Raw genomic sequence first — 21876 nt, forward strand, 5'->3', positions numbered from 1 at the left:
GCATCGCGCAGGATCGACCCTATCAAAATCAACTCCTTGGATGAGCACTGTTCGTCCGGGATCACGGAGTCAAGCGTGTCAGCCCGTGAACAACCCCTGCTGCTGGAGGGCCCCGCGGGCACTCTGGAGGCGCTGTACCAGAGCCCGGATGCCCCCACCGGTGCGGTCCTGCTCTGTCATCCCCATCCGCTCCATGGCGGCGCCATGCAGAACAAGGTGGTCGCCACCCTGCAGCGCATCGCCCGGGACGCCGGCCAGGCCACCCTCAGATTCAACTTTCGCGGCGTCGGCGCCAGCACCGGCGTGCATGCCGGCGGCGAAGGCGAGATCGACGATGCCGCGGCCGCCGTGGCCTGGTTGCGCGAACGCCATCCCGACCTGCCACTGACCCTCTGCGGCTTCTCCTTCGGCTCCTGCGTCGCCGCCTGTCTCGGCGGGCGCCTGGAAGGCGAGGGGGTGGCGGTGGAACGGCTGTTCATGCTGGCGCCGCCGGTGGAGCGTTTCGCGGTCGACGGTCGCCTGCCACGGCGTGCGCGCCTCACCGTGATCCAGCCCGAGGCCGACGAGGTGGTGACCCCCGAGCGGGTCTACGCCTGGTCCGCCGCGCTCGAACAGCCGCACGAATTGCTCCGCGTCGCCGAGTGCAGCCATTTCTTCCATGGCAAACTCGTCGAACTCAAAGATCTGGTCCTGCCACGCCTGCAGGCCTGACCCTCGTTAGTCTCTCGGATTTCCAGCGCCTCCATGACCACTCGCATCCTCACTGGCATCACCACCACCGGTACCCCGCACCTGGGCAACTACGCCGGGGCCATCCGTCCCGCCATTCGTGCCAGCCTGGCCGACGATGCCGACTCCTTCTACTTCCTCGCCGACTACCATGCCCTGATCAAGTGCGACGACCCGACGCGCATCCAGCGTTCGCGCCTGGAGATCGCCGCCACCTGGCTGGCCAGTGGCCTGGATCCGGAGCGGGTCACCTTCTATCGCCAGTCCGACATCCCCGAGATCCCCGAACTGACCTGGCTGCTCACCTGCGTCGCCGGCAAGGGCCTGCTCAACCGCGCCCATGCCTACAAGGCTGCGGTCGACCGCAACCTGGAGCAGGGCGAGGATCCCGATGCCGGGGTCACCATGGGGCTCTACAGCTATCCGGTGCTGATGGCCGCGGACATCCTGATGTTCAACGCCCGGCGCGTGCCGGTCGGGCGCGACCAGATCCAGCACGTGGAAATGGCCCGCGACATCGGTCAGCGCTTCAACCACCTGTTCGGCAACGGGCGCGACTACTTCGCCCTGCCCGAGGCGGTCATCGAGGAAAGCGTCTCCACCTTGCCCGGTCTCGACGGGCGCAAGATGTCGAAGAGCTACGACAACACCATCCCGCTGTTCGGCAGCGCCAAGCAGCTCAAGGACGCCATCGCCCGCATCGTCACCGACTCGCGCCTGCCCGGCGAGCCCAAGGACCCCGACAGCGCCCACCTCTTCACCCTCTACCAGGCCTTCGCCACCCCCGAGCGGAGCGCGGTCTTCCGCGCGGCCCTGCAGGACGGCCTGGCCTGGGGCGACGCCAAGGGCCAGCTGTTCGAGCTGCTCGACGCCGAGCTGGGCGAGGCCCGCGAGCGCTACGCGGCGCTGATCGCCCGTCCCGATGATCTGGAAGACATCCTGCTGGCCGGCGCCGCCAAGGCCCGCCGCTATGCCACGCCCTTCCTCGGCGAGCTGCGCGAAGCCGTGGGCCTGCGCTCGCTCAAGACCCAGGTCGCCACGGGTGGTACCAAGAAGAAGGCCAGCAAGACCGCCCGTTTCGTCAGCTTCCGCGAGAGCGACGGCAGCTTCCGCTTCCGCCTGCTCGACGCCGACGGCACCGAACTGGCCTTGTCGATTCCCTTCGCCGAAGCCAAGACCGCCGGCATCACCAGCAAGCAGCTGGTCACCACGCCGGCCAGTGTCGTGGCGGGAGAGGGCAACGGCTTCCAGTTGCTGCTGGCAGATCAGGTGGTGGCCGAGGGCGTCGCCAGCGATTCCCCCGCCGCGCGCGATGCGCTGATCGAGCGCACCCGGACTGCCCTGGCGCAATTGGCTGAGGCCTAAGAGCCTGTACAAAGGCTGCTGCGCGTCGGTCAAACCGCGTTGAAAACGGCTTCGGAATGCTCATTTACCACTTGTAAACTCCGCTTCCTCAGCCATTTTCGCCTTGTTTGTCTCTAGCTCGCGAGCCATTGAACAAGCTCTAAGGGCACCCGCGGTCCCCGGCGTTGTCAACGCCAGGGACCGCCATTACAGTGACCACCCTTTTTTCCCACCCGACCAGAAGCCGCCATGACCCCCCTCGAGCGTTACCAGGCCGACCTCAAGCGCCCGGAGTTTTTCTACGATGCTGCCCAGGAAGAAGCCGTCCGCCATCTGCAGCGCCTCTATGACGAATTGCTCGCCGAGCCCGCGTCCAAGGGTGGCCTGTTCGGCAAGCTGCTCGGGCGCAAGACGGTCACGCCGGTCAAGGGTCTGTATTTCTGGGGTGGGGTAGGGCGCGGCAAGACCTATCTGGTCGATACCTTCTATGACGCCCTGCCGTTCAAGCAGAAGATGCGCACCCACTTCCACCGCTTCATGAAGCGGGTCCACGAAGAACTGCGCACCCTCAAGGGCGAGAAGAATCCCCTGACCATCATCGCCCGTCGTTTCGCCGACGAGGCGCGGGTGATCTGCTTCGACGAATTCTTCGTCTCCGACATCACCGACGCCATGATCCTGGCGACCCTGCTCGAAGAGCTGTTCAAGAACGGCGTCAGTCTGGTCGCCACCTCGAACATCGTGCCCGACGGCCTCTACAAGGACGGCCTGCAGCGCGCGCGCTTCCTGCCCGCCATCGCGCTGCTCAAGGAGCACACCGAGATCGTCAACGTCGATAGCGGCGTGGACTATCGCCTGCGCGCCCTGGAGCAGGCGCAGCTGTTTCACTATCCGTTGAGCGACGAGGTCGAGGCGGCGATGGCCAAGAGCTTCCGTTCGCTCACCGTCGAGTGCAACGACCTCTGCGAAGACGTGCCGCTGATGATCGAGAATCGCGAGATCCGCGCTCGTCGCACCTGCGAAGACGTCGCCTGGTTCGATTTCCGCGCCCTCTGCGACGGCCCGCGCAGCCAGAACGACTACATCGAGCTGGGCAAGATCTTCCAGACGGTGCTGGTCAGCAACGTCGAGCAGATGGATGCGCTCAAGGACGATATGGCGCGGCGCTTCATCAATCTGGTCGACGAATTCTACGATCGCCAGGTCAAGCTGATCCTGTCGGCCGAAGTGGAGCTCAAGGACCTCTATTCCGGTGGCCGCCTGGAGTTCGAATTCCAGCGCACCCTCAGCCGCCTGCTGGAAATGCAGTCTCACGAATACCTGGCCCGTCCACACAAGCCGTGAACCCTGACCGGGTTGAAGGATCAATCCTTTGACCCAGGATTTCGGGAGGTACGTGTGAATTCCGATCCCTTCGCCGAGTGGGACGGCTCGCCCGCCCAGGCGCGCATTCTGCAGAAGCAACTGGCCACGCAGGTTCTGCTGCACGACGACTTCGACGCGCCGCGGCGTTACGCCGGTGTCGACGTGGGCTTCGAGGAGGGTGGCGAGATCACCCGCGCGGTCGCCGTTCTGCTGGATGCCGAGACGCTGCAGCCACTGGCCCATGCCGTCGCCCGCATCCCCACCGTGATGCCCTATGTGCCGGGCCTGCTGTCCTTTCGCGAACTGCCGGCGTTGCTCCAGGCCCTGGCGGAATTGCCGGAGACCCCCGAGCTGGTGTTCTGCGACGGCCATGGCATCGCCCATCCACGCCGGCTGGGCATCGCCGCCCATCTGGGGGTGGTCACCGGTCTGCCGACGATCGGCGTGGCCAAGAAGATTCTCACCGGTCACCACGGCGAACTCGCCGAGACGCGCGGCAGCCAGGTCGACTTGCTGGATCGCGAGGGTGGGGTGATCGGCACAGTGTTGCGCAGCAAGGATCGGGTCAAGCCGCTGATCGTCTCGCCTGGACACCGGGTCAGCCTGGCCAGCGCACCCGCGCTGGTCATGGCCTGCGTAAGGCGTCACCGCCTGCCGGAACCGACGCGGCTAGCCGATCACCTGGCCTCGCGTCGCCAGGGTTCGGCAGCGACTCAGGCGCTATTTTCTTTCTAGCTTGCGGTTGCTTTTCTGGCCTGAACGGGTATCATGCCGCAGCTTTCTTGGCGGGGGATGCCTAAGCCTGCCGAGATCGCCGTAGCGGACGCCGACCCGAGCCCCCGAAGAGCGTCTGTTTCCGGCTGCCCCCGACTTGTCTGGGGTTGCACTGTTGTGTAGAATTTGCCGTCTTTTTACCAGGGCGGCCTCTGAGGCCATAGAGAATGAAAACTTTCACCGCAAAACCGGAAACCGTTAAGCGCGACTGGTACGTCGTCGACGCTGCTGGCCAGACTCTGGGTCGTCTGGCTACTGAAATCGCCACTCGCCTGCGTGGCAAGCACAAGCCCGAATACACCCCTCACGTTGACACCGGCGACTACATCGTCGTCATCAACGCCGAGCAGGTTCGTGTGACCGGTGCCAAGACTACCGACAAGATGTACTACCATCACTCCGGTTTCCCGGGTGGCATCAAGTCGATCAACTTCGAAAAGCTGATCGCCCGTGCTCCCGAGCGCGTCATCGAGACCGCCGTCAAGGGTATGCTGCCGAAGAACCCGCTGGGCCGCGACATGTATCGCAAGCTCAAGGTGTACAAGGGTGCGAACCATCCGCACACCGCTCAGCAGCCCCAAGAACTCAAGTTTTAATCGGGATAGTACAACATGTCGGCAACTCAAAATTACGGTACCGGCCGTCGTAAGACTGCCACCGCTCGTGTCTTCCTCCGTCCGGGCACTGGCAAGATCTCCATCAACGATCGCGCTCTGGACACCTTCTTCGGTCGCGAGACCGCGCGCATGGTCGTGCGTCAGCCCCTCGAGCTGACCGAGACCCTGGAGAAGTTCGACGTCTACGTTACCGTCGCTGGCGGTGGTGTGAGCGGTCAGGCCGGTGCTATCCGTCACGGCATCACCCGTGCGCTGATCGAGTACGACGAAGGCTACCGTAGCTCCCTGCGCAAAGCCGGTTACGTCACTCGTGACGCCCGTGAAGTCGAGCGTAAGAAAGTCGGTCTGCGCAAAGCGCGTAAGCGTCCGCAGTACTCCAAGCGTTAATCCTTCGGGATACGCTCGAAAAACCCAGCCAAGCGGCTGGGTTTTTTTATGCCTGGGATTTTTCGGCAAAGGGTCCGTCGGGCTGAAGGGGGGGCGCTGAAGGCCGGTAGTCAGGCATCTGCCGAACGTTGGGCTTCGCTAACGCTCAGCGCCAACCTACGTCGACTTCCCAGGCAAAGTAGGTTGGGCTGGGGTGGCTCAATCGTCGAAGCCCAGCAGTCAGGCCGTCTCGCCCAGTGTTGGCCTTCGCCACGCTCAGCGCCAGCCTGCGTCGATTCTCTGGATCCGTAGGTTGGGTTGAGCAGCTCCATCATCGAAGCCCAACAGTCAGGCCGTCTCGCCCAGTGTTGGCCTTCCACGCTCAGCGCCAGCCCGTGTCGATCCCCAGGGTCGGTAGGTTGGATTGAGGTAGCTCCATCGACGACGCTCAACTAAGCAGGGCTTCGTCGCGGGCAGGGCTCTAGTACGTAAAGAGCGAGCCTGCGTCGATCCGCCGGTTCGGGTTCATGGGGCTGGCTCATTACCCTCGGTACTCCATGCCCACCCGACGCGGGGGCATAAAAAAGGGGCGCCTAGGCGCCCCTTTTCATGGCTTGCTGAGATCAGCCGGGATGATTTTCCCGCGACTCTTTGAGCTTGCGATCGAGCTCGGCCTGGGTGGCTTCGCCCTCTTTCACCGCATCGGCCTTGGGAGCCTCTACAGGGGTGTCGGCTTCGCCGGTCAGGGCGACGGTAGCCGCTTCTTCCTGCGCAGGGCTGGGCACGATTTCGACGGGCTCTTCCACCACGATCGGTGCCGATTCGGCTTCGGCTGCAGGCAGCTCTTCAGCGATCGGGGCCGGCTGGGCCTCGGGCGTCTGTTGCGGCTCGACGGTACCAACCGCTGCGGTGGCGAAGGTTTCCTCGGTTTCTGCAATGGCACCCAAGGCAGGGGCTTGCGCGTCCTGCTCGGCCTGCTTGGCTCGTGCGGCTTCAGCTTCGCGAGCCAGGCGCTCGCGACGACGGCGCTCACGCGGATCGTTGGAAGCGCGACCGGCGGCCGATTCAGTTGCTTCGGCCTCGACCGATGCCGCAGGAATCGGCGCGGTCGCCGTTACCGGAGCGACCTGCTCGGCGGCTGGCGCGGCGATTTCCACTTCCTGGTGCGGTGCGCGCTCGTCCTGCAGCTGGCTCACCTGGGGGGTGAGGATCTCCGGCTGGGCAGGAGCGTCTGCTGCAGGCTGCTCCATTGCGGTTTCTTGGGTCGCTTCGGCGGCAGCAGGGGTGGTCTCGGCAGCGACTTCCGGCTTCTGCTGGCGGACTTCACGAGCCTCTTCCTGGGTAGCAATGGCGGTCACGCTTTCGCTGACCACGACGGCGGTACCCAGGGCGACCGCGGCCGGCGCGACCGGGGCGTCGGTGGCTGCAGTACTCTGCTCTTCGTCTTCGATGAAGTTGCCGTTGGCATCACGCTGACGCTCGCGACGGTTGCTGCGACGACGCTGACCGCGGGAGCGGCGACGCGGACGCTCTTCGCCTTCTTCCAGCTCGTCGTTGCCTTCCAGCACCTCTTCTTCATGCAGCTCTTCGGCGCTGGCCGCTTCCTGGCGCTCTTCGCGCGCCTTGCGTTCTTCACGCGGCTGACGCTCTTCACGCGGCTTGCGCTCTTCGCGTGGCTGACGCTCTTCGCGAACCGGACGCTCTTCGGCGCTCACGCGCTCTTCGCGGGGCTGGCGCTCCTCACGAGGCTGACGCTCTTCGCGGGGCTGACGCTCTTCACGCGGCTGGCGCTCTTCGCGATTGGCGCGCTCCTCACGCGGCTGACGCTCCTCGCGGGGCTGGCGTTCTTCGCGCGGTTGGCGCTCTTCGCGATTGGCGCGCTCTTCGCGCGGCTGACGCTCCTCGCGAGCCGGACGGTCTTCACGGGCCTGACGCTCCTCGCGCGGCTTGCGCTCTTCACGGGCCGGGCGCTCGCTGCGTTCGCCACGATCGGCGCGCGGCTGGCGGTCTTCGCGCGGCTTGCGCTCGTCGTCGCGACGGCCTTCGCGGCGGCGATTCTGCTGACGACCGTTGCGGCGCTCGTCCTGGCGACGCTGCTCGTCGCTGCTCTTGGGCGCTTCCGGTGCGGCAGCGGTCTTGTCGACCATGGGCTGCTCTTCGGTCTTGCCGGCGAACAGGCTGACCAGGGACTTCACCAGACCCTTGAACAGGTTCGGCTCGGCAGTGGTCTTGGCGGCAGGGGCGGCCGGTGCGACCACTTCGGCGGCGACCGGGGTGGGCGCTGGCGCCCGCTCGGGCGCCACCTTCACGGCCGCTTCCTGGCGCACCAGGGTACGGGTGGAGCTGACCGGCTGCACCTCTTCGGCTTCGGTGTTGGCCATCTCGTAGCTGGACTGACTGTTCAGCAGCTCGGGATTGTCGTCACGCAGACGCTGCACTTCGAAGTGCGGGGTCTCGATGTGATCGTCCGGTAGGATGATGATGCGCACGCGGGTACGCAGCTCGATCTTGGTGATGCTGTTGCGCTTCTCGTTGAGCAGGAAGGACGCCACCTGTATGGGTACGTGGGCGCGCACCTCGGCGGTGCGATCCTTGAGGGCTTCTTCCTCGATCAGGCGCAGGATGGCCAGCGACAGGGATTCCACGTCGCGGATGATGCCCTGGCCGTTGCAGCGGGGGCAGACGATGCCGCTGGTTTCGCGCAGGGAAGGGCGCAGGCGCTGGCGGGACATTTCCAGCAGGCCGAAGCGGGAGATGCGACCGATCTGCACGCGGGCGCGGTCGGCTTCCAGGGCTTCGCGGACGCGATCTTCCACGGCGCGCTGGTTCTTGACCGGGGTCATGTCGATGAAGTCGATGACGATCAGGCCGCCGATGTCGCGCAGGCGCAGCTGGCGGGCGATTTCCTCGGCCGCTTCCAGGTTGGTCTGCAGGGCGGTTTCTTCGATGTCGCCACCCTTGGTGGCGCGCGCCGAGTTGATGTCGATGGACACCAGGGCTTCGGTGGGATCGATGACGATGGAGCCGCCGGACGGCAGCTTCACTTCGCGCTGGAAGGCGGTCTCGATCTGGCTTTCGATCTGGAAGCGATTGAACAGCGGGACGCTGTCCTGGTAGAGCTTGATCTTGCTGGCGTACTGCGGCATCACCTGGCGGATGAAGCTCAGGGCTTCTTCCTGGGCTTCGACGCTGTCGACCAGGACCTCGCCGATGTCCTGGCGCAGGTAGTCGCGGATGGCGCGAATGATGACGTTGCTTTCCTGATAGATCAGGAAGGGGCCCTTGCGCTCGCCCGAGGCTTCGGTGATGGCGGACCAGAGTTGCAGCAGGTAGTCGAGGTCCCACTGTAGTTCTTCGGTGCTGCGGCCCAGGCCGGCGGTGCGCACGATCAGGCCCATGTCGCCCGGAGCGTTCAGACCGTTCAGGGCTTCGCGCAGTTCGTTGCGCTCTTCACCCTCGATGCGACGGGAGATGCCGCCGGCACGGGGATTGTTGGGCATCAGCACCAGGTAGCGACCGGCGAGGCTGATGAAGGTGGTCAGGGCGGCGCCCTTGTTGCCGCGCTCTTCCTTTTCGACCTGGACGACTACTTCCTGGCCTTCGGAGAGCACTTCCTTGATGTTGACGCGGCCTTCCGGGTTCTTCTTGAAGTATTCCCGGGAGATTTCCTTCAGTGGGAGGAAGCCGTGGCGATCGGCGCCGAAGTCGACGAAGGCGGCTTCCAGGCTGGGTTCGATGCGGGTGATGCGGCCTTTGTAGATGTTGGCCTTTTTCTGTTCGCGGGCTCCGGACTCGATGTCCAGGTCGAACAGCCGTTGACCGTCGACCAGGGCAACCCGCAATTCCTCGGGCTGGGTCGCGTTGATGAGCATTCTCTTCATGTAATACCACTACGTTCCGGGCTCTCGGCCCGCAGGGTGGCAACAGGATTCAAGAGAAGGGTGCACGGGGTCGTATCGAAGCCGGGTAAAGCCGGCCTTCGTGTCCAGCAGCAGGCCCTGGGGCGCGCCGCGACTACGTCTCCTGCAGGCGCTTGAGCGACTGCCGTTGCAGCTCCACAGGAGGAGGAATCAACCAGGCATGGTGCGGGCGTGACAGCCGAAAGGCTCGGGCAGCCGGGTCGTCGCGGGATTCGTGTCAGGTGTCGCTCGGTTGGAGCATCGGCCGTTGGCCTTGAGGCTTCCACCTGCGATCGTCACCTTGGCCGAAGCTGGGCGCGAAGCGGGCTGCAGGCGTACTGTCAGGCTACGCGATACGCTGGTTGTGCATCTCCATCCTGCACACAATCTTCAGGAATCAGGTGCCGCCCGCAAGGTCCGGAGCGGTTGTCGTTTTACAGCTGGCACCCTGGGTGCCGCTGCCTTGGTTACCAGGCGGATCGCAGATCGCCACTCACCCCCTTGGGCAGAGTCGGCGTTCTGCTGGACGGCCAGACGTCCAGTGACTATTGCATTTGCAGCCTATATTCGCGGGCGGAATCTACGGCCTCGCGAGCGGTGCCATCCAGACAGGACTGATGACCGCCTCCGGACTATAGCAGCAAGCTTTAAGTGCTTCAAATAAGGGAAAATTGCTATCATCTGCCGATGACTAAGCCTCCTTCTCCCAGCACCGGCGTTCAACTGCTCGATGTGCCCGCCGACTATGCCGGCCAGCGCATCGACAACTTCCTGCGTACCCAGCTCAAGGGTGCGCCCAAGACCCTCATCTATCGCATCCTGCGCAAGGGCGAAGTACGGGTGAACAAGGGGCGCATCAAGCCCGACTACCGCCTGCAGGCCGGCGACCAGATCCGCGTACCCCCCCTGCGTCTGTCCGAGCCCGACGAGCCGGCACCCCTGGCCAAGGGGCTGCTCGAGCGTCTGGAAGAGTCCATCGTCCACGAGGACAAGGCCCTGATCGTCATCAACAAGCCGGCTGGCATAGCCGTGCACGGCGGCAGTGGCCTGTCCGGTGGAGTCATCGAGGTCTTTCGCCAGTTGCGTCCCGACGCCCGCGACATCGAGCTGGTCCATCGTCTAGACCGGGATACCTCGGGCCTGCTGATGATCGCCAAGAAGCGCAGCATGCTGCGCTTCCTGCACGAGGCTCTGCGCGGCGACGGCGTCGACAAGCGCTATCACGCCCTGGTGCGCGGCCACTGGCCGGCGGCCAAGAAGAAGATCAGCGCGCCCCTGCTCAAGAACACCCTCAGGTCCGGCGAGCGCATGGTCGAGGTCAATGACGAAGGCAAGGAGGCGCTCACCGAATTCCGCGTGCTGCGGCGCTACGGCGAATTCGCCACCCTGGTCGAGGCGCGGCCGGTGACCGGGCGTACCCACCAGATCCGCGTCCATGCCCGCCACGCCGGGCATGCCATCGCCGGCGATCCCAAGTACGGCGACGAAGACTTCTCCCAGGAGATTCGCGAGCTGGGCGGCAAGCGGCTGTTCCTGCACTCGGCGAGTCTGGTGATTCCGCTGCCCGAAGGCGGCGAGTTGCGCCTGGAGGCGCCGGTCGACAGCACCTGGAGTCAGACGCTGGAGCGTCTGGATGCCTGATTACCAGCTGCTGATCTTCGACTGGGACGGCACCCTGGCGGATTCCATCGGCCGGATCGTCGAGGTGATGCACGTGGCGGCCGAGCAACTGGGCTTGCCGCCGCGCAGCGATGTGGCCATCAAGGGCATCATCGGCCTGGAGCTGGTCGCGGCCATCCAGACGCTCTATCCGCACCTGGTCACTCCGGCGCAGATCGAGGGCTTTCGCGATGCCTACAGCGCCGAATTCGTCCGTCGCGAACAGCAGGCGTCGCCTTTGTTTCCCGAGGTGCTGAGCGGGCTGCAGCGCTTTCGCGCCCAGGGCTACCAGCTGGCCGTGGCGACGGGAAAGAGCCGGCGCGGCCTGGCCCGCTCGCTGCAGCAGCATGGCCTGAGCGAGTTCTTCGACATCACCCGCTGCGCCGACGAGGCCGCTGGCAAGCCCGATCCGCAGATGGTCGAGGAGATCCTCGCCCATTGCGGCGTGGCGCCGGAGCGCGCCCTGCTGATCGGGGACGCGGTGTTCGACCTGGAAATGGCCCGCCGTGCCGGGGTCGCCGCGGTCGGAGTGGCCTATGGCGCCCAGCCGGCCGAGGTGCTGAGGGATTTCGGGCCGCGCCTGGTGATCGAAGCTTTCGCGGACCTGGCGCTATGGCTGGGTGACAATGTTGTGGTCAGGAGTGAGGTTGGGCATGGCTGACGAGTGGAAGGAAGACAGCGGACGTACGCGTCCGGCGGACGACAAGACCTGGGCCCTGATCGAGAAAACCATGCTCGCCAGCGTGCGCGAGCAGCGGCGGGCGCGGCGCTGGGGCATCTTTTTCAAGCTGCTGACCTTCGCCTACCTGATCGTCATGCTGGTGCTGTTCACGCCCTTGCTGTCGCTGGGCAAGAAGGGTGGGGTGACCGAGTCCGGCGCCCATACCGCGCTCATCGAACTCAAGGGCGTGATCGCCGACGACGAGAAGGCCAGTGCCGACAATGTGGTCACGGCCCTGCGCAAGGCCTTCGACGACAGCAATACCCGCGGCGTGGTGCTGCGCATCAACAGTCCGGGCGGCAGTCCGGTGCAATCCGGCTACATCTATGACGAGATCAAGCGCCTGCGCGGTCTGCATCCGGATATCAAGCTGTATGCGGTGATCGCCGACCTGGGGGCATCCGGCGCCTACTATGTGGCCAGCGCGGCCGACGCCATCTATGCCGACAAGGCCAGCCTGGTCGGCTCCATCGGCGTGACGGCGGCCTCCTTCGGCTTCGTCGGCACCATGGAAAAGCTGGGTGTGGAGCGCCGGGTCTACACCTCGGGCGAACACAAGGCCTTCCTCGATCCCTTCCAGCCGCAGAAGCCCGAAGAGACCCGTTTCTGGCAGCAGGTGCTGGATACCACCCATCAGCAGTTCATCGACAGCGTCAAGAAGGGGCGTGGCGACCGGCTCAAGGTCGAGGGTCATCCGGAGCTGTTCTCCGGGCTGGTCTGGTCCGGCGAGCAGGCGCTGTCCCTGGGGCTGATCGATGGCCTCGGCAGCGCCAGCTATGTGGCGCGCGATGTGGTCAAGGAAGAGCGCCTGGTCGACTACACCCAGGAAGATTCGCCCTTCGACCGTTTCGCCAAGCGCCTGGGCGCCAGTGTCGCCGAGCGCCTGGCGCTCTACATGGGCTGGCAGGGTCCGGCGCTGCGCTAGGGCGACAGCCTGCAGGTCTCAAGGGACCTGCAGGCCAGCCTCCCGCAGCAGTGCGGCGAGGCGAATGAGGGGAAGGCCGATCAGGCTAGTCGGGTCGTCCCCCCGCATGGCCTCGAACAAGGCGATGCCCAGGCCCTCGGCTTTGAAGCTGCCGGCGCAATCGTAGGGCTGTTCCGCCAACAGGTAGCGGTCGATCGTCGCGACGTCGAGCGGGCGAAAGCGTACCTGGAAATCCACCACCTCGCTGCGGCACTCCCCGGTGCGGCTGTCCAGCACGGCCAGTCCGGTATGGAACACCAGGGTGCGACCGCTGGCCCGGGCCAGCTGCTGCCGGGCTCGCTCAGGCGTCAGGGGCTTGCCGAGGATCTCGCCGTCGATGGCGGTCGCCTGATCCGAGCCGATGATCAGGGTCGGCGCCGGCTGGTCGGCCAGGGCGGCGGCCTTGGCCCGGGCCAGGCGCTCCACCAGCGCCCTTGGGCTTTCGCCGGGCCGCGGCGTTTCGTCGATGTCCGGCGATTGATGAGCGAAGGGCAGCTGGAGTCTTTCCAGCAATTGGCGGCGGTAAGGCGAGCTGGAAGCGAGTAGAATGAGAGGCATCAGTTTGTTCTCGGGCGAGATCGACCAGAGGTCGGTCGGAGTCGCTTCGGGGTTAATTTCCTTTGACAGCCGTAAGGCCGTCCCTATAATGGCGCGCTTATGTTGAATGGGCCAATTCCACCTCAGGTCGATCCTCGCAAATTGGCGGATCGCGGCGTAACCCTCAAGGGTGAGCTGCCTCTCGCGAACATGCGGCGTGTCGGCGAGCAGCTCGTGAAGTCCGAAGGCGCGGTAGCCGTCGTCCTCGACTTCGGGCGTGATCAACAGCGGCAGTTCGTCATCCACGGTGTCCTCGATACCGCGGTCGAGATGATCTGCCAGCGTTGTCTGGAGCCGGCAGTGCTTCCCATCCACAGCGAATTCGATTTCGCCGTGCTCTGGGAGGGGCAGTCGGCCGATGCCTTGCCACAGGGTTACGATGCCCTGGAGGTTGGCGAAGATCCGCTGGATCTGCATAGCCTGATCGAAGAAGAGCTGTTGCTCGCTCTGCCGATCATTCCTGTGCATCCGGAAGGGGATTGCCAGCATCCGGAAGGTTTCGAGGCGCCCGAAGAGCCGGCGGACGAGGAAAAGCGACCCAACCCGTTCAGTGTACTTGCGCAGTTGAAGCGTGACCCAAACGTTTAGGAGTTAAATCATGGCTGTTCAGCAGAACAAAAAATCCCGTTCCGCTCGCGACATGCGTCGTTCGCACGACGCCCTCGAAGCGAACGCTCTGTCCGTGGAGAAGAGCACCGGTGAAGTTCACCTGCGCCACCACGTGTCGCCCGACGGTTTCTACCGCGGTCGCAAAGTGATCGACAAGGGTTCCGACGAGTAATCCTCGATCGAAATCGTCATCGCGATCGATGCAATGGGCGGGGACTTCGGTCCCCGCTGCATTGTTCCTGCTTCATTCGACGCTCTCGAGCGTTTTCCTGCCTTACACCTTCTCCTCTGTGGTCAGCGCGACGCCCTGTCGGCCTGGTCACCGCCTGCCTCCCTCGCCAACCGCCTGCAGTTCGAATACGTCGATGCCCTCGTCGGGCCCGATGAGCGCCCCGCTGCCGTGGTGCGTAGTCGCGCTCGCACTTCCATGCATGCCGCCTTGGAGGCTGTTCAGCAAGGGCGCGCCCAGGGCTGCCTGAGTGCCGGCAATACCGGCGCCTGGATGGCACTGGCGCGGTTGCTGCTCGGAACGCTGCCGGACATCGATAGACCCGCCATGATCTCGGCGCTGCCCGGACGGGGTAGGCACCAGACGCTGCTGCTAGATCTCGGCGCCAATCTCGACACCTCTGCCGAACAGTTGGTGCAATTCGCCTATCTAGGGGCGGGTGCGGCCCAGGCGCGTGGCCTGGTGCGGCCAAGGGTCGCGCTGCTCAATGTCGGGCGCGAACCGGGCAAGGGCACGCCGGTGATCCAGGAGGCCGCACGGCGCCTCGCCCAGAGTCAGGCCTTCGACTTCATCGGCTTCGTCGAGGGCAGTGATCTCTATGCCGCCGTCGCGGACGTGGTGGTCTGCGATGGCTTCACCGGTAATGCCGTGCTCAAGTCCGGCGAGGCGCTGCTGCGCCTGCTGGTCGAGCGCAGCGGCACGGCGTCCTGGCTCGAGCGCCAGTTGCTGCAGCCCTGGCTGGCCCGGCGTTTCCGCCACTGGGATCCGGAGCTGCGCAACGGCGCGAGCTTTCTCGGCCTGAATGCGGTGGTGGTGAAAAGCCATGGCGCGGCAGGCGAAGTCGGTCTCGTTCAGGCCATCGAGCGCGCCCTGCGCGACGTCGAGACTGATCTCCCCGGGCGGATCCGGTTAAACTTGGCGGCTCTGAAAGCGGTGTGACCGACCGGTCGACACCGACATCTCAGTCTGTCAGTGGCGGAACCGCGGTTTCGCCAGCAATGGACCTACAAGAGACCTGCCTATGTCTGCCTCTCTCGCTTTCGTCTTTCCCGGTCAGGGCTCCCAGGCCTTGGGCATGCTGGGTGAGCTGGCCACGCACCACGCACTGATCGGCGAAACCTTCGCCGAAGCCTCCGCCGTCCTCGGCTACGACCTCTGGGCGCTGACCCAGCAGGGCCCGCAGGAGTCGCTCAACCAGACCGACCGTACCCAGCCCGCCATCCTGACTGCCTCCATCGCGCTGTGGCGTCTTTGGCTGGCTGAAGGCGGCGCCAAGCCGGCCTATGTCGCCGGTCATAGCCTGGGCGAATACTCGGCGCTGGTCGCCGCGGGCAGCCTGCCATTCGCCGAGGCGGTACGCCTGGTGGCGCGGCGTGGTGAGCTGATGCAGCAGGCGGTGCCGGCCGGGCAGGGTGGCATGGCCGCCATCCTGGGTCTGGAAGACGCCCAGGTGCTGGCCGCCTGTGCCGAAGCCGCCCAGGGCGAGGTCGTGAGCGCGGTCAACTTCAATGCCCCGGGTCAGGTGGTGATCGCCGGTGCCGCCGCGGCGGTGGAGCGTGCCATCGAGGCCTGCAAGGCCCTGGGTGCCAAGCGCGCCGTGGCCCTCCCGGTCAGCGTGCCCTCCCACTGCGAACTGATGCGCCCGGCGGCCGAGCGCTTCGCCGAGGACGTGCGCGGCTGCAGCTGGAGTCAGCCGGAAATTCCGGTGGTGCAGAACGTCAATGCCGGCGTCAACACCGACCTGTCCAGCCTGCAGCAGGATCTGCTGGCCCAGCTGTACAGCCCGGTGCGCTGGGTCGAATCCGTGCAGTACCTGGCGGCCCAGGGCGTCACCCACCTGGTGGAGTGCGGCCCCGGCAAGGTGCTGGCCGGTCTGAACAAGAGATGCGTCAAGGGCGTGGAAACGCTGGCCCTGGACACCCCCGACGCCTTCGCCGCCGCTCGCGCGGCTTTTTGAATCGAGGAAAACGAGATGAGTCTGCAAGGTAAGGTCGCCCTGGTCACGGGCGCTACCCGTGGTATCGGTCAAGCCATCGCCCTGGAACTGGGTCGGCTGGGCGCCACCGTGATCGGCACCGCGACCAGCGAGGCGGGCGCCCAGCGCATCGCCGAGTCGCTCAAGGCCAACGGCATCGAAGGCACCGGCCTGGTGCTCAATGTGTCCGACAACGCCTCCGTCGCGGCCGCCCTCGAGCAGGTCCAGACCCAGTTCGGCGCCCCGTCGATCCTGGTCAACAACGCCGGCATCACCCGCGACAATCTGATGCTGCGGATGAAGGACGATGAGTGGTTCGACGTGATCGATACTAACCTCAACAGCCTGTTCCGCCTGTCCAAGGCCGTGCTCAAGGGCATGACCAAGGGTCGCTGGGGCCGCATCGTCAGCATCGGCTCGGTGGTGGGTGCCATGGGCAACGCCGGCCAGGCCAACTATGCCGCCGCCAAGGCCGGTCTCGAGGGCTTCACCCGGGCACTGGCCCGCGAGGTGGGTTCGCGCAACATCACCGTCAACGCCGTGGCCCCGGGTTTCATCGACACCGACATGACGCGTGAACTGCCGGAAGCCCAGCGCACCGCGCTGCTGACCCAGATCCCGGCCGGTCGCCTCGGCCAGGCCGACGAGATCGCCAAGGTGGTCGGCTTCCTGGCGGGCGAGGGCGCGGCCTATGTGACCGGCGCCACGATCCCCGTCAACGGCGGAATGTACATGAGCTGACCGGCGTTACCCCCGCGCGGCTATTGCGCTAAGCTGGTAAACTGTCGGACCAGCAATGGCCGCGCATACGTCTTGATGTCGCGTCAGCTTGAAATACGGAAATCCCTTTCTATACACTTACGCGCAATCCGTTGTGCGGATTTTTCCTTTAGGAGTGAGAACACGGTATGAGCACCATCGAAGAACGCGTTAAGAAGATCGTCGCTGAGCAGCTCGGCGTGAAGGAAGAGGAAGTTACCAACAGCGCTTCCTTCGTCGAGGATCTGGGCGCCGACTCCCTTGACACCGTCGAACTGGTGATGGCTCTGGAAGAGGAATTCGAGACCGAAATCCCGGACGAGCAGGCTGAGAAGATCACCACCGTCCAGGAAGCTATCGACTACATCGTTGCTCACCAGCAATAAGTAGTCGCCAGTTTCGGACACAAGAAGCCGCACGTCCTGTAGGGCGTGCGGCTTTTCTTTAGGTCCAAGGTCAAGATCGATGGAATCGGCTTTTTTTAAGAGGGGTGGCCGCCCCGGAAGGACAAGAGGAGTTGGGTGTGTCGCGTAGACGTGTCGTGATCACGGGTATGGGCATGGTATCGCCGCTTGGCGCCGATGTGGCGAGCAGCTGGGAAGGCATCCTGGCCGGTCGCAGCGGTATCGCGCCGATCGAGCATATGGACGTCTCTGCCTTCAGCACGCGGATCGGCGGATCGGTCAAGGGATTCGACGTGGAGCAATATCTGTCCGCGAAGGAAGCCCGCAAGCTGGATCTGTTCATCCAATACGGTCTCGCTGCCAGCTTCCAGGCCATGCGTGACAGCGGTCTCGAGATCAACGATGGCAATCGCGAGCGCGTGGGTGTCGCCATGGGTTCCGGCATCGGTGGACTGACCAATATCGAGGCGAATTGCCAGTCGCTGCTCGCCCAGGGTCCACGCCGTATTTCCCCCTTTTTCGTACCGGGCTCCATCATCAACATGGTGTCCGGCTTCCTGTCGATCCACTTGGGTCTGCAGGGTCCCAACTATGCCATCGCCACCGCCTGTACCACGGCGACGCACTGCATCGGCATGGCGGCGCGCAACATCGCCTACGGCGAGGCGGATGCCATGGTCGCCGGCGGTTCGGAGATGGCGACCTCGGGTCTGGGTCTGGGCGGCTTCGGCGCGGCGCGTGCCCTGTCGACCCGCAACGACGATCCGACCCGTGCCAGCCGTCCCTGGGATCGCGACCGTGACGGCTTCGTGCTGTCCGATGGCGCCGGCGCCCTGGTGCTGGAAGAGTACGAACACGCCAAGGCGCGGGGCGCCCGCATCTATGCCGAGCTGATCGGTTTCGGCATGAGCGCGGACGCCTTCCACATGACCGCACCGCCGGAAGACGGCGCGGGTGCCGCGCGCTGCATGAAGGCGACCCTCAAGGACGCCGGCATCGCGCCGGAAGCGGTCGACTACGTCAATGCCCACGGCACCTCCACCCCGGCCGGTGACCTGGCCGAGGTGGCGGCCCTGAAGCAGGTGTTCGGCGAGCAGGCCAAGCGCCTGAGCGTGAGTTCGACCAAGTCCATGACCGGTCACCTGCTGGGTGCCGCCGGCGCGGTGGAGGCCATCTTCACGGTGCTCGCCCTGCGCGATCAGGTGGCGCCGCCCACCATCAACCTGGACAATCCCAGCGACGGCTGCGATCTGGACTTCGTGCCCCACGAGGCGCGGCAGCGGCCCATCGAAGTGGCCCTGTCCAATTCGTTCGGCTTCGGTGGCACCAACGGCAGTCTGGTGTTCCGGCGCTTCGACGCTTGATCCAGGACTGGCTCAATGGCCAACCGCTGGATCCCGGTCTGCAACGTGACCGGGGTCTGGCCTATGGCGATGGGCTGTTCGAGACCATCGCGGTACGCCGGGGCCAGCCACGTCTGCTGGATCGTCATCTGCAACGGCTGGCCACGGGTTGCCAGCGGCTGCGTATTGCCTGCGATGTCGCTCAGCTGGACGCCGAGATCCGCGCCTATGCGGCGCTGCTGGGGGAGGGTGTCGCCAAGCTGCTGCTCACCCGTGGTGACGGCCTGCGCGGTTATGCCCCGCCAGCCGAGCCCGAGGTGCGGCGCCTGTTGCTGGGCTCTCCCGCCCCGGCCTATCCCGTAGCCCATGCCACCGAAGGCATCGACCTCTATCCCTGCACCACACGCCTGGCCCGGCAGCCGTTGCTGGCCGGACTCAAGCACCTGAATCGACTCGAGCAGGTCCTGGCGCGGGGGGAGTGGAATGACAGCCGCTATGCCGAGGGCCTGATGCTGGATCAGGACGGCAGGCCGATCGAGGGCGTGTTCAGCAATCTGTTCCTGGTCCGCGCCGGGCGGCTGCTGACCCCCGCGCTGGACGGCTGTGGCGTGGCCGGCGTGCTGCGCGGTCTGCTGCTCGATATCGCTGCCCGCGAAGGCATCCAGACCGAAGTCCTGCCGCTGGCGCTGGACGATCTGCTGGCTGCCGACGAAGTTTTCCTCTGCAACAGCCAGTACGGTATCTGGCCCGTGCGCCGGTACGCAGCCGCGAACTGGTCCGTGGGGCCGGTGACCCGTAAACTGCAAGGTTCGATAAACGAGATTCTGGAATAGCCGATGCGCAAGGCGAGAGCTCTGCTTACGGCGCTGCTGGCCGCTGGCGGCCTGCTGCTGGTCCTGGCCGGTTGGCGCCAGCACCAGGCGCTGGTTCAGCCGCTGAAGGTCGACGGCGAGCAACTGATCGAGATCCCCAAGGGCGCGACCCCGGGCGGCAGCCTGCTGCGCCTGGAAGAGCAGGGGCTGCTCGACGGCGCCTTCTGGCTGCGCCTGTACTGGCGCTTCAATCTGGCTGGGCAGACCCTGCATAGTGGCGAGTACCGCCTGGCTCCGGGCATGACGGTGGAGCAGCTGTTCAGCCTCTGGCGCAAGGGCGAGGTGGTGCAGTATGGCCTCACCCTGGTGGAAGGCTGGAATTTCCGCCAGGTGCGCGCTGCCCTGGCGCGGCAGCCCAAGCTCGAGCACGACACCGCCGAGCTGGACGATACCGACCTGATGAAACGCCTGGGGTTGGACGGCCAGCACCCCGAGGGACGCTTCTTCCCCGATACCTATCGCTATGTGAAGGGCCAGCGCGAATCCGATCTGTTGCGTCAGGCCAACCAGCGCCTGCAGGCCGTGCTCGATCAGGAATGGCAGGCACGCGATCCCGCGGTGCCCTACCAGGATGCCTACCAGGCGCTGATCATGGCCTCGCTGGTGGAGAAGGAAACCGGCGTGCCCGAGGAGCGCGACGAGATCGCCGGGGTCTTCGTCCGGCGACTGGCGGCCGGCATGCTGCTGCAGACCGATCCCACCGTGATCTACGGCATGGGCGAGCGCTACAACGGCCGCATCACCCGCGCCGATCTGCGCGAGCCCTCGCCCTACAACACCTATCTCAACGCGGGACTACCGCCAACGCCGATCGCCATGCCCGGGCGCGAGGCCATCCATGCGGCGCTGCATCCCAAGGATGGCGACAGCCTGTACTTCGTCGCCCGTGGCGACGGCAGCCATGTCTTTTCCAAGGACCTGGAGGCGCACAACCAGGCGGTCCGCGACTTCCAGCTTAAGCGGCGCTCCGACTACCGCTCCAGTCCCGCTCCGCAGACGCCCGACAGCAAGGAAACCCCATGACGGCAAACGGCCTGTTCATCACCCTCGAAGGCCCCGAGGGCGCGGGCAAGAGCACCAACCGCGACTATCTCGCCGAGCTCCTCGGCGCCAGTGGGCGCGAGGTGGTACTGACCCGCGAGCCGGGTGGCACGCCGCTGGCCGAGCGCATCCGCGAGATCCTGCTGGCGCCGGCCGCCGAGCCCATGGCCGTGGATACCGAATTGCTGCTGATGTTCGCCGCCCGCGCCCAGCATCTGGCCCAGGTCGTCCGGCCCGCCCTGGCGCGCGGTGCCCTGGTGCTCTGCGATCGTTTCGTCGATGCGACCTATGCCTATCAGGGCGGTGGCCGCGGTGTGCCCGTGGAACGCATCGCCACCCTGGAAGCCTTCGTGCTGGGCGACCTGCAACCCGACCTGACCCTGGTGTTCGACCTGCCGGTGGAGATCGGCCTGGCACGGGCAGCCCGGCGCGGCGCCCTGGATCGTTTCGAACAGGAGCAGCGCGCCTTCTTCGAGGCGGTGCGCCAGACCTATCTGGATCGCGCCCGGGCCGTGCCGGCCCGCTATCGCCTGATCGATGCCTCGCGCAGTCTCGCCGAGGTGCAGGCTGAGCTGCGCGCCCTGGTCGCCACCCTGGAGCCGACGCCAGGTGGCTGACGTCTATCCCTGGCAGCAGGCGCTCTGGGCGCGGATCTCGTCCCGGCGACAGCATGCCCATGCCTATCTGCTGCATGGCCCGCGCGGCATCGGCAAGCGCGACCTGGCCGAGCGCCTGGCGGCGCTGCTGCTGTGCCAGGCGCCCCAGGGCGATACCGCTTGTGGCGAGTGCAAGGCATGCGCCCTGCTCAGGGCCGGGACTCATCCCGATTACTGCGTGATCCAGCCGGAAGAGGCCGAAAAGCCCATCCGCGTCGATCAGATCCGCGGCCTGGTGGACTTCGTCTCCCAGACCGCGCAGCTGGGCGGGCGCAAGCTCATTCTGCTGGAGCCGGTCGAGGCGATGAACCTCAATGCCGCCAACGCCCTGCTCAAGAGTCTGGAAGAGCCCTCGGGTGCTACCGTGCTGCTGCTGGTGAGCCACCAGCCGAGTCGCCTGCTGCCCACCGTGCGCAGCCGCTGCGTGCAACAGGCCTGTCCGGTGCCCTCGCGGGCCGAGAGTCTCGCCTGGCTGGGCGAGCGTCTACCGGACCTCGAGGCGGAGGTCCGTACCCAGTTGCTGGTGCTGGCTGGAGGCTCGCCGCTGGCGGCCCTGCGCCTGCACGGTGAGGACGTGCTGGCCCGTCGGGCGCTGGTGGTGGACGGGGTGAAGCGCCTGCTCAAGCGCCAGGCGGCGCCCAGTCAGTTGGCCGAGAGCTGGAATGCCGTACCCCTGCCGCTGCTGCTCGACTGGTTCTGCGAATGGACCCATGGCGTGCTGCGCCAGCAGTGGGGTGGCGCCGATGCCGAAGCCGCACCGGACATGGCCAAGGTGCTGGGTTACCTGGCGGAGAAGAGCGCGCCGCACGAGGTCCTTGACCTGCAGGAATGGCTGCATGCCGAGCGGCAGAAGGTGCTGGGCAAAGCCAACCTCAACCGCGTATTGTTGCTGGAATCGCTGTTGATCCGCTGGGCCGGTCTGGTGCCCGGACGCTAGCGATCCGCGCGTCCGT

At 65.6% G+C, this 21876-nt stretch carries 22 protein-coding genes; 20 read left to right on the forward strand and 2 right to left on the reverse strand.

The features are described from left to right. Nucleotides 1–75 precede the first annotated feature (75 nt). The 6 genes from EC839_RS01285 to rpsI all read left to right on the forward strand — a co-directional run bounded on the left by EC839_RS01285 (nt 76) and on the right by rpsI (nt 5216). A complete protein-coding gene (locus tag EC839_RS01285) occupies nt 76–711 on the forward strand; it encodes an alpha/beta hydrolase (protein ID WP_132831898.1) in 636 nt (211 codons plus the stop codon). A gap of 33 nt (nt 712–744) precedes the next feature. Beyond that, a complete protein-coding gene (locus EC839_RS01290) occupies nt 745–2094 on the forward strand; it encodes a tryptophan--tRNA ligase (protein ID WP_132831899.1) in 1350 nt (449 codons plus the stop codon). 228 nt (nt 2095–2322) lie between these two features. Next, nucleotides 2323–3417: a cell division protein ZapE gene (gene zapE / locus EC839_RS01295; RefSeq protein ID WP_007160611.1), complete on the forward strand. Its 1095-nt coding sequence runs from the start codon at nt 2323–2325 to the stop codon at nt 3415–3417. Between the two features lie 54 nt (nt 3418–3471). Further along, nucleotides 3472–4173, forward strand: a complete 702-nt coding sequence (nfi, locus tag EC839_RS01300; RefSeq protein ID WP_132831900.1) for a deoxyribonuclease V — start codon at nt 3472–3474, stop codon at nt 4171–4173. Nucleotides 4174–4379: 206 nt separating this feature from the next. After that, entirely contained in the window at nt 4380–4808 is a 429-nt protein-coding gene (rplM, locus tag EC839_RS01305) for a 50S ribosomal protein L13 (protein ID WP_007160609.1), read from the forward strand. A gap of 15 nt (nt 4809–4823) precedes the next feature. Continuing rightward, on the forward strand, nt 4824–5216 hold the full coding sequence (gene rpsI / locus EC839_RS01310) for a 30S ribosomal protein S9 (protein ID WP_007160608.1): 393 nt from the start codon (nt 4824–4826) through the stop codon (nt 5214–5216). Nucleotides 5217–5818: 602 nt separating this feature from the next. Here the strand turns inward: rpsI and rne are convergent. Beyond that, a complete protein-coding gene (gene rne / locus EC839_RS01315; RefSeq protein ID WP_256680894.1) occupies nt 5819–9076 on the reverse strand; it encodes a ribonuclease E in 3258 nt (1085 codons plus the stop codon). A 705-nt stretch (nt 9077–9781) separates the two neighbouring features. On the opposite strand from rne, the gene rluC reads away from it, so the two are divergent. From rluC to sppA, 3 genes are read left to right on the forward strand one after another with little or no spacing between them, the layout of a single operon-like run. Beyond that, nucleotides 9782–10735 carry a 23S rRNA pseudouridine(955/2504/2580) synthase RluC gene (rluC, locus tag EC839_RS01320; RefSeq protein WP_132831901.1) on the forward strand — a complete coding sequence of 318 codons (954 nt, stop codon included), beginning with the start codon at nt 9782–9784 and terminating at the stop codon, nt 10733–10735. Then, nucleotides 10728–11414 (forward strand): HAD-IIIA family hydrolase, encoded by a 687-nt coding sequence (locus EC839_RS01325; protein WP_132831902.1) that lies wholly within the window; start codon nt 10728–10730, stop codon nt 11412–11414. The genes rluC and EC839_RS01325 overlap by 8 nt, the downstream gene beginning before the upstream one ends. Next, the gene (gene sppA, locus EC839_RS01330; protein ID WP_132831903.1) at nt 11407–12399 is read left to right on the forward strand and encodes a signal peptide peptidase SppA; all 993 of its coding nucleotides are present in this window, start codon (nt 11407–11409) and stop codon (nt 12397–12399) included. The genes EC839_RS01325 and sppA overlap by 8 nt, the downstream gene beginning before the upstream one ends. 18 nt (nt 12400–12417) lie before the next feature. Here sppA and EC839_RS01335 read toward each other — a convergent pair whose 3' ends face one another. Next, nucleotides 12418–12996: a nucleoside triphosphate pyrophosphatase gene (locus EC839_RS01335; RefSeq protein ID WP_132831904.1), complete on the reverse strand. Its 579-nt coding sequence runs from the start codon at nt 12994–12996 to the stop codon at nt 12418–12420. A 99-nt stretch (nt 12997–13095) separates the two neighbouring features. Between EC839_RS01335 and EC839_RS01340 the strand changes: the two genes are divergently transcribed. The 11 genes from EC839_RS01340 to EC839_RS01390 all read left to right on the forward strand — a co-directional run bounded on the left by EC839_RS01340 (nt 13096) and on the right by EC839_RS01390 (nt 21860). Continuing rightward, nucleotides 13096–13623, forward strand: a complete 528-nt coding sequence (locus EC839_RS01340; RefSeq protein ID WP_027599034.1) for a YceD family protein — start codon at nt 13096–13098, stop codon at nt 13621–13623. Between the two features lie 10 nt (nt 13624–13633). Then, nucleotides 13634–13816 (forward strand): 50S ribosomal protein L32, encoded by a 183-nt coding sequence (rpmF, locus tag EC839_RS01345; RefSeq protein WP_007160601.1) that lies wholly within the window; start codon nt 13634–13636, stop codon nt 13814–13816. A 6-nt stretch (nt 13817–13822) separates the two neighbouring features. Then, nucleotides 13823–14812, forward strand: coding sequence for a phosphate acyltransferase PlsX (gene plsX / locus EC839_RS01350; RefSeq protein ID WP_372237630.1), 990 nt, complete (start codon nt 13823–13825; stop codon nt 14810–14812). An 82-nt stretch (nt 14813–14894) separates the two neighbouring features. Then, nucleotides 14895–15830: an ACP S-malonyltransferase gene (fabD, locus tag EC839_RS01355; protein WP_132831906.1), complete on the forward strand. Its 936-nt coding sequence runs from the start codon at nt 14895–14897 to the stop codon at nt 15828–15830. 15 nt (nt 15831–15845) lie between these two features. Continuing rightward, on the forward strand, nt 15846–16589 hold the full coding sequence (gene fabG / locus EC839_RS01360; protein ID WP_007160598.1) for a 3-oxoacyl-ACP reductase FabG: 744 nt from the start codon (nt 15846–15848) through the stop codon (nt 16587–16589). A 167-nt stretch (nt 16590–16756) separates the two neighbouring features. Then, nucleotides 16757–16993 (forward strand): acyl carrier protein, encoded by a 237-nt coding sequence (gene acpP, locus EC839_RS01365; protein WP_007160597.1) that lies wholly within the window; start codon nt 16757–16759, stop codon nt 16991–16993. 137 nt (nt 16994–17130) lie between these two features. After that, nucleotides 17131–18375, forward strand: coding sequence for a beta-ketoacyl-ACP synthase II (gene fabF / locus EC839_RS01370; RefSeq protein WP_007160596.1), 1245 nt, complete (start codon nt 17131–17133; stop codon nt 18373–18375). After that, a complete protein-coding gene (gene pabC / locus EC839_RS01375) occupies nt 18375–19187 on the forward strand; it encodes an aminodeoxychorismate lyase (RefSeq protein WP_177416663.1) in 813 nt (270 codons plus the stop codon). Before fabF ends, pabC begins: the two co-directional genes overlap by 1 nt. 3 nt (nt 19188–19190) lie before the next feature. After that, nucleotides 19191–20249, forward strand: a complete 1059-nt coding sequence (gene mltG, locus EC839_RS01380; RefSeq protein WP_132831908.1) for an endolytic transglycosylase MltG — start codon at nt 19191–19193, stop codon at nt 20247–20249. Continuing rightward, nucleotides 20246–20884, forward strand: a complete 639-nt coding sequence (gene tmk / locus EC839_RS01385; RefSeq protein ID WP_132831909.1) for a dTMP kinase — start codon at nt 20246–20248, stop codon at nt 20882–20884. The genes mltG and tmk overlap by 4 nt, the downstream gene beginning before the upstream one ends. Beyond that, entirely contained in the window at nt 20877–21860 is a 984-nt protein-coding gene (locus EC839_RS01390; protein WP_132831910.1) for a DNA polymerase III subunit delta', read from the forward strand. Before tmk ends, EC839_RS01390 begins: the two co-directional genes overlap by 8 nt. Nucleotides 21861–21876: the final 16 nt, after the last annotated feature.

The sequence above is a fragment of the Pseudomonas sp. JUb52 genome (assembly GCF_004341115.1).
In the GTDB taxonomy this organism is placed as follows: domain Bacteria; phylum Pseudomonadota; class Gammaproteobacteria; order Pseudomonadales; family Pseudomonadaceae; genus Chryseomonas; species Chryseomonas oryzihabitans.

Coding starts and splice junctions, on each gene's coding strand:
- zapE (WP_007160611.1), top strand. CDS start 2,323: ATGACCCCCCTCGAGCGTTACCAGGCCGACCTCAAGCGCCCGGAGTTT.
- rluC (WP_132831901.1), top strand. CDS start 9,782: ATGACTAAGCCTCCTTCTCCCAGCACCGGCGTTCAACTGCTCGATGTG.
- sppA (WP_132831903.1), top strand. CDS start 11,407: ATGGCTGACGAGTGGAAGGAAGACAGCGGACGTACGCGTCCGGCGGAC.
- rpmF (WP_007160601.1), top strand. CDS start 13,634: ATGGCTGTTCAGCAGAACAAAAAATCCCGTTCCGCTCGCGACATGCGT.
- fabG (WP_007160598.1), top strand. CDS start 15,846: ATGAGTCTGCAAGGTAAGGTCGCCCTGGTCACGGGCGCTACCCGTGGT.
- rne (WP_256680894.1), bottom strand. CDS start 9,076: ATGAAGAGAATGCTCATCAACGCGACCCAGCCCGAGGAATTGCGGGTT.
- rplM (WP_007160609.1), top strand. CDS start 4,380: ATGAAAACTTTCACCGCAAAACCGGAAACCGTTAAGCGCGACTGGTAC.
- rpsI (WP_007160608.1), top strand. CDS start 4,824: ATGTCGGCAACTCAAAATTACGGTACCGGCCGTCGTAAGACTGCCACC.
- tmk (WP_132831909.1), top strand. CDS start 20,246: ATGACGGCAAACGGCCTGTTCATCACCCTCGAAGGCCCCGAGGGCGCG.
- EC839_RS01290 (WP_132831899.1), top strand. CDS start 745: ATGACCACTCGCATCCTCACTGGCATCACCACCACCGGTACCCCGCAC.
- fabD (WP_132831906.1), top strand. CDS start 14,895: ATGTCTGCCTCTCTCGCTTTCGTCTTTCCCGGTCAGGGCTCCCAGGCC.
- EC839_RS01325 (WP_132831902.1), top strand. CDS start 10,728: ATGCCTGATTACCAGCTGCTGATCTTCGACTGGGACGGCACCCTGGCG.
- EC839_RS01340 (WP_027599034.1), top strand. CDS start 13,096: ATGTTGAATGGGCCAATTCCACCTCAGGTCGATCCTCGCAAATTGGCG.
- acpP (WP_007160597.1), top strand. CDS start 16,757: ATGAGCACCATCGAAGAACGCGTTAAGAAGATCGTCGCTGAGCAGCTC.
- EC839_RS01335 (WP_132831904.1), bottom strand. CDS start 12,996: ATGCCTCTCATTCTACTCGCTTCCAGCTCGCCTTACCGCCGCCAATTG.
- mltG (WP_132831908.1), top strand. CDS start 19,191: ATGCGCAAGGCGAGAGCTCTGCTTACGGCGCTGCTGGCCGCTGGCGGC.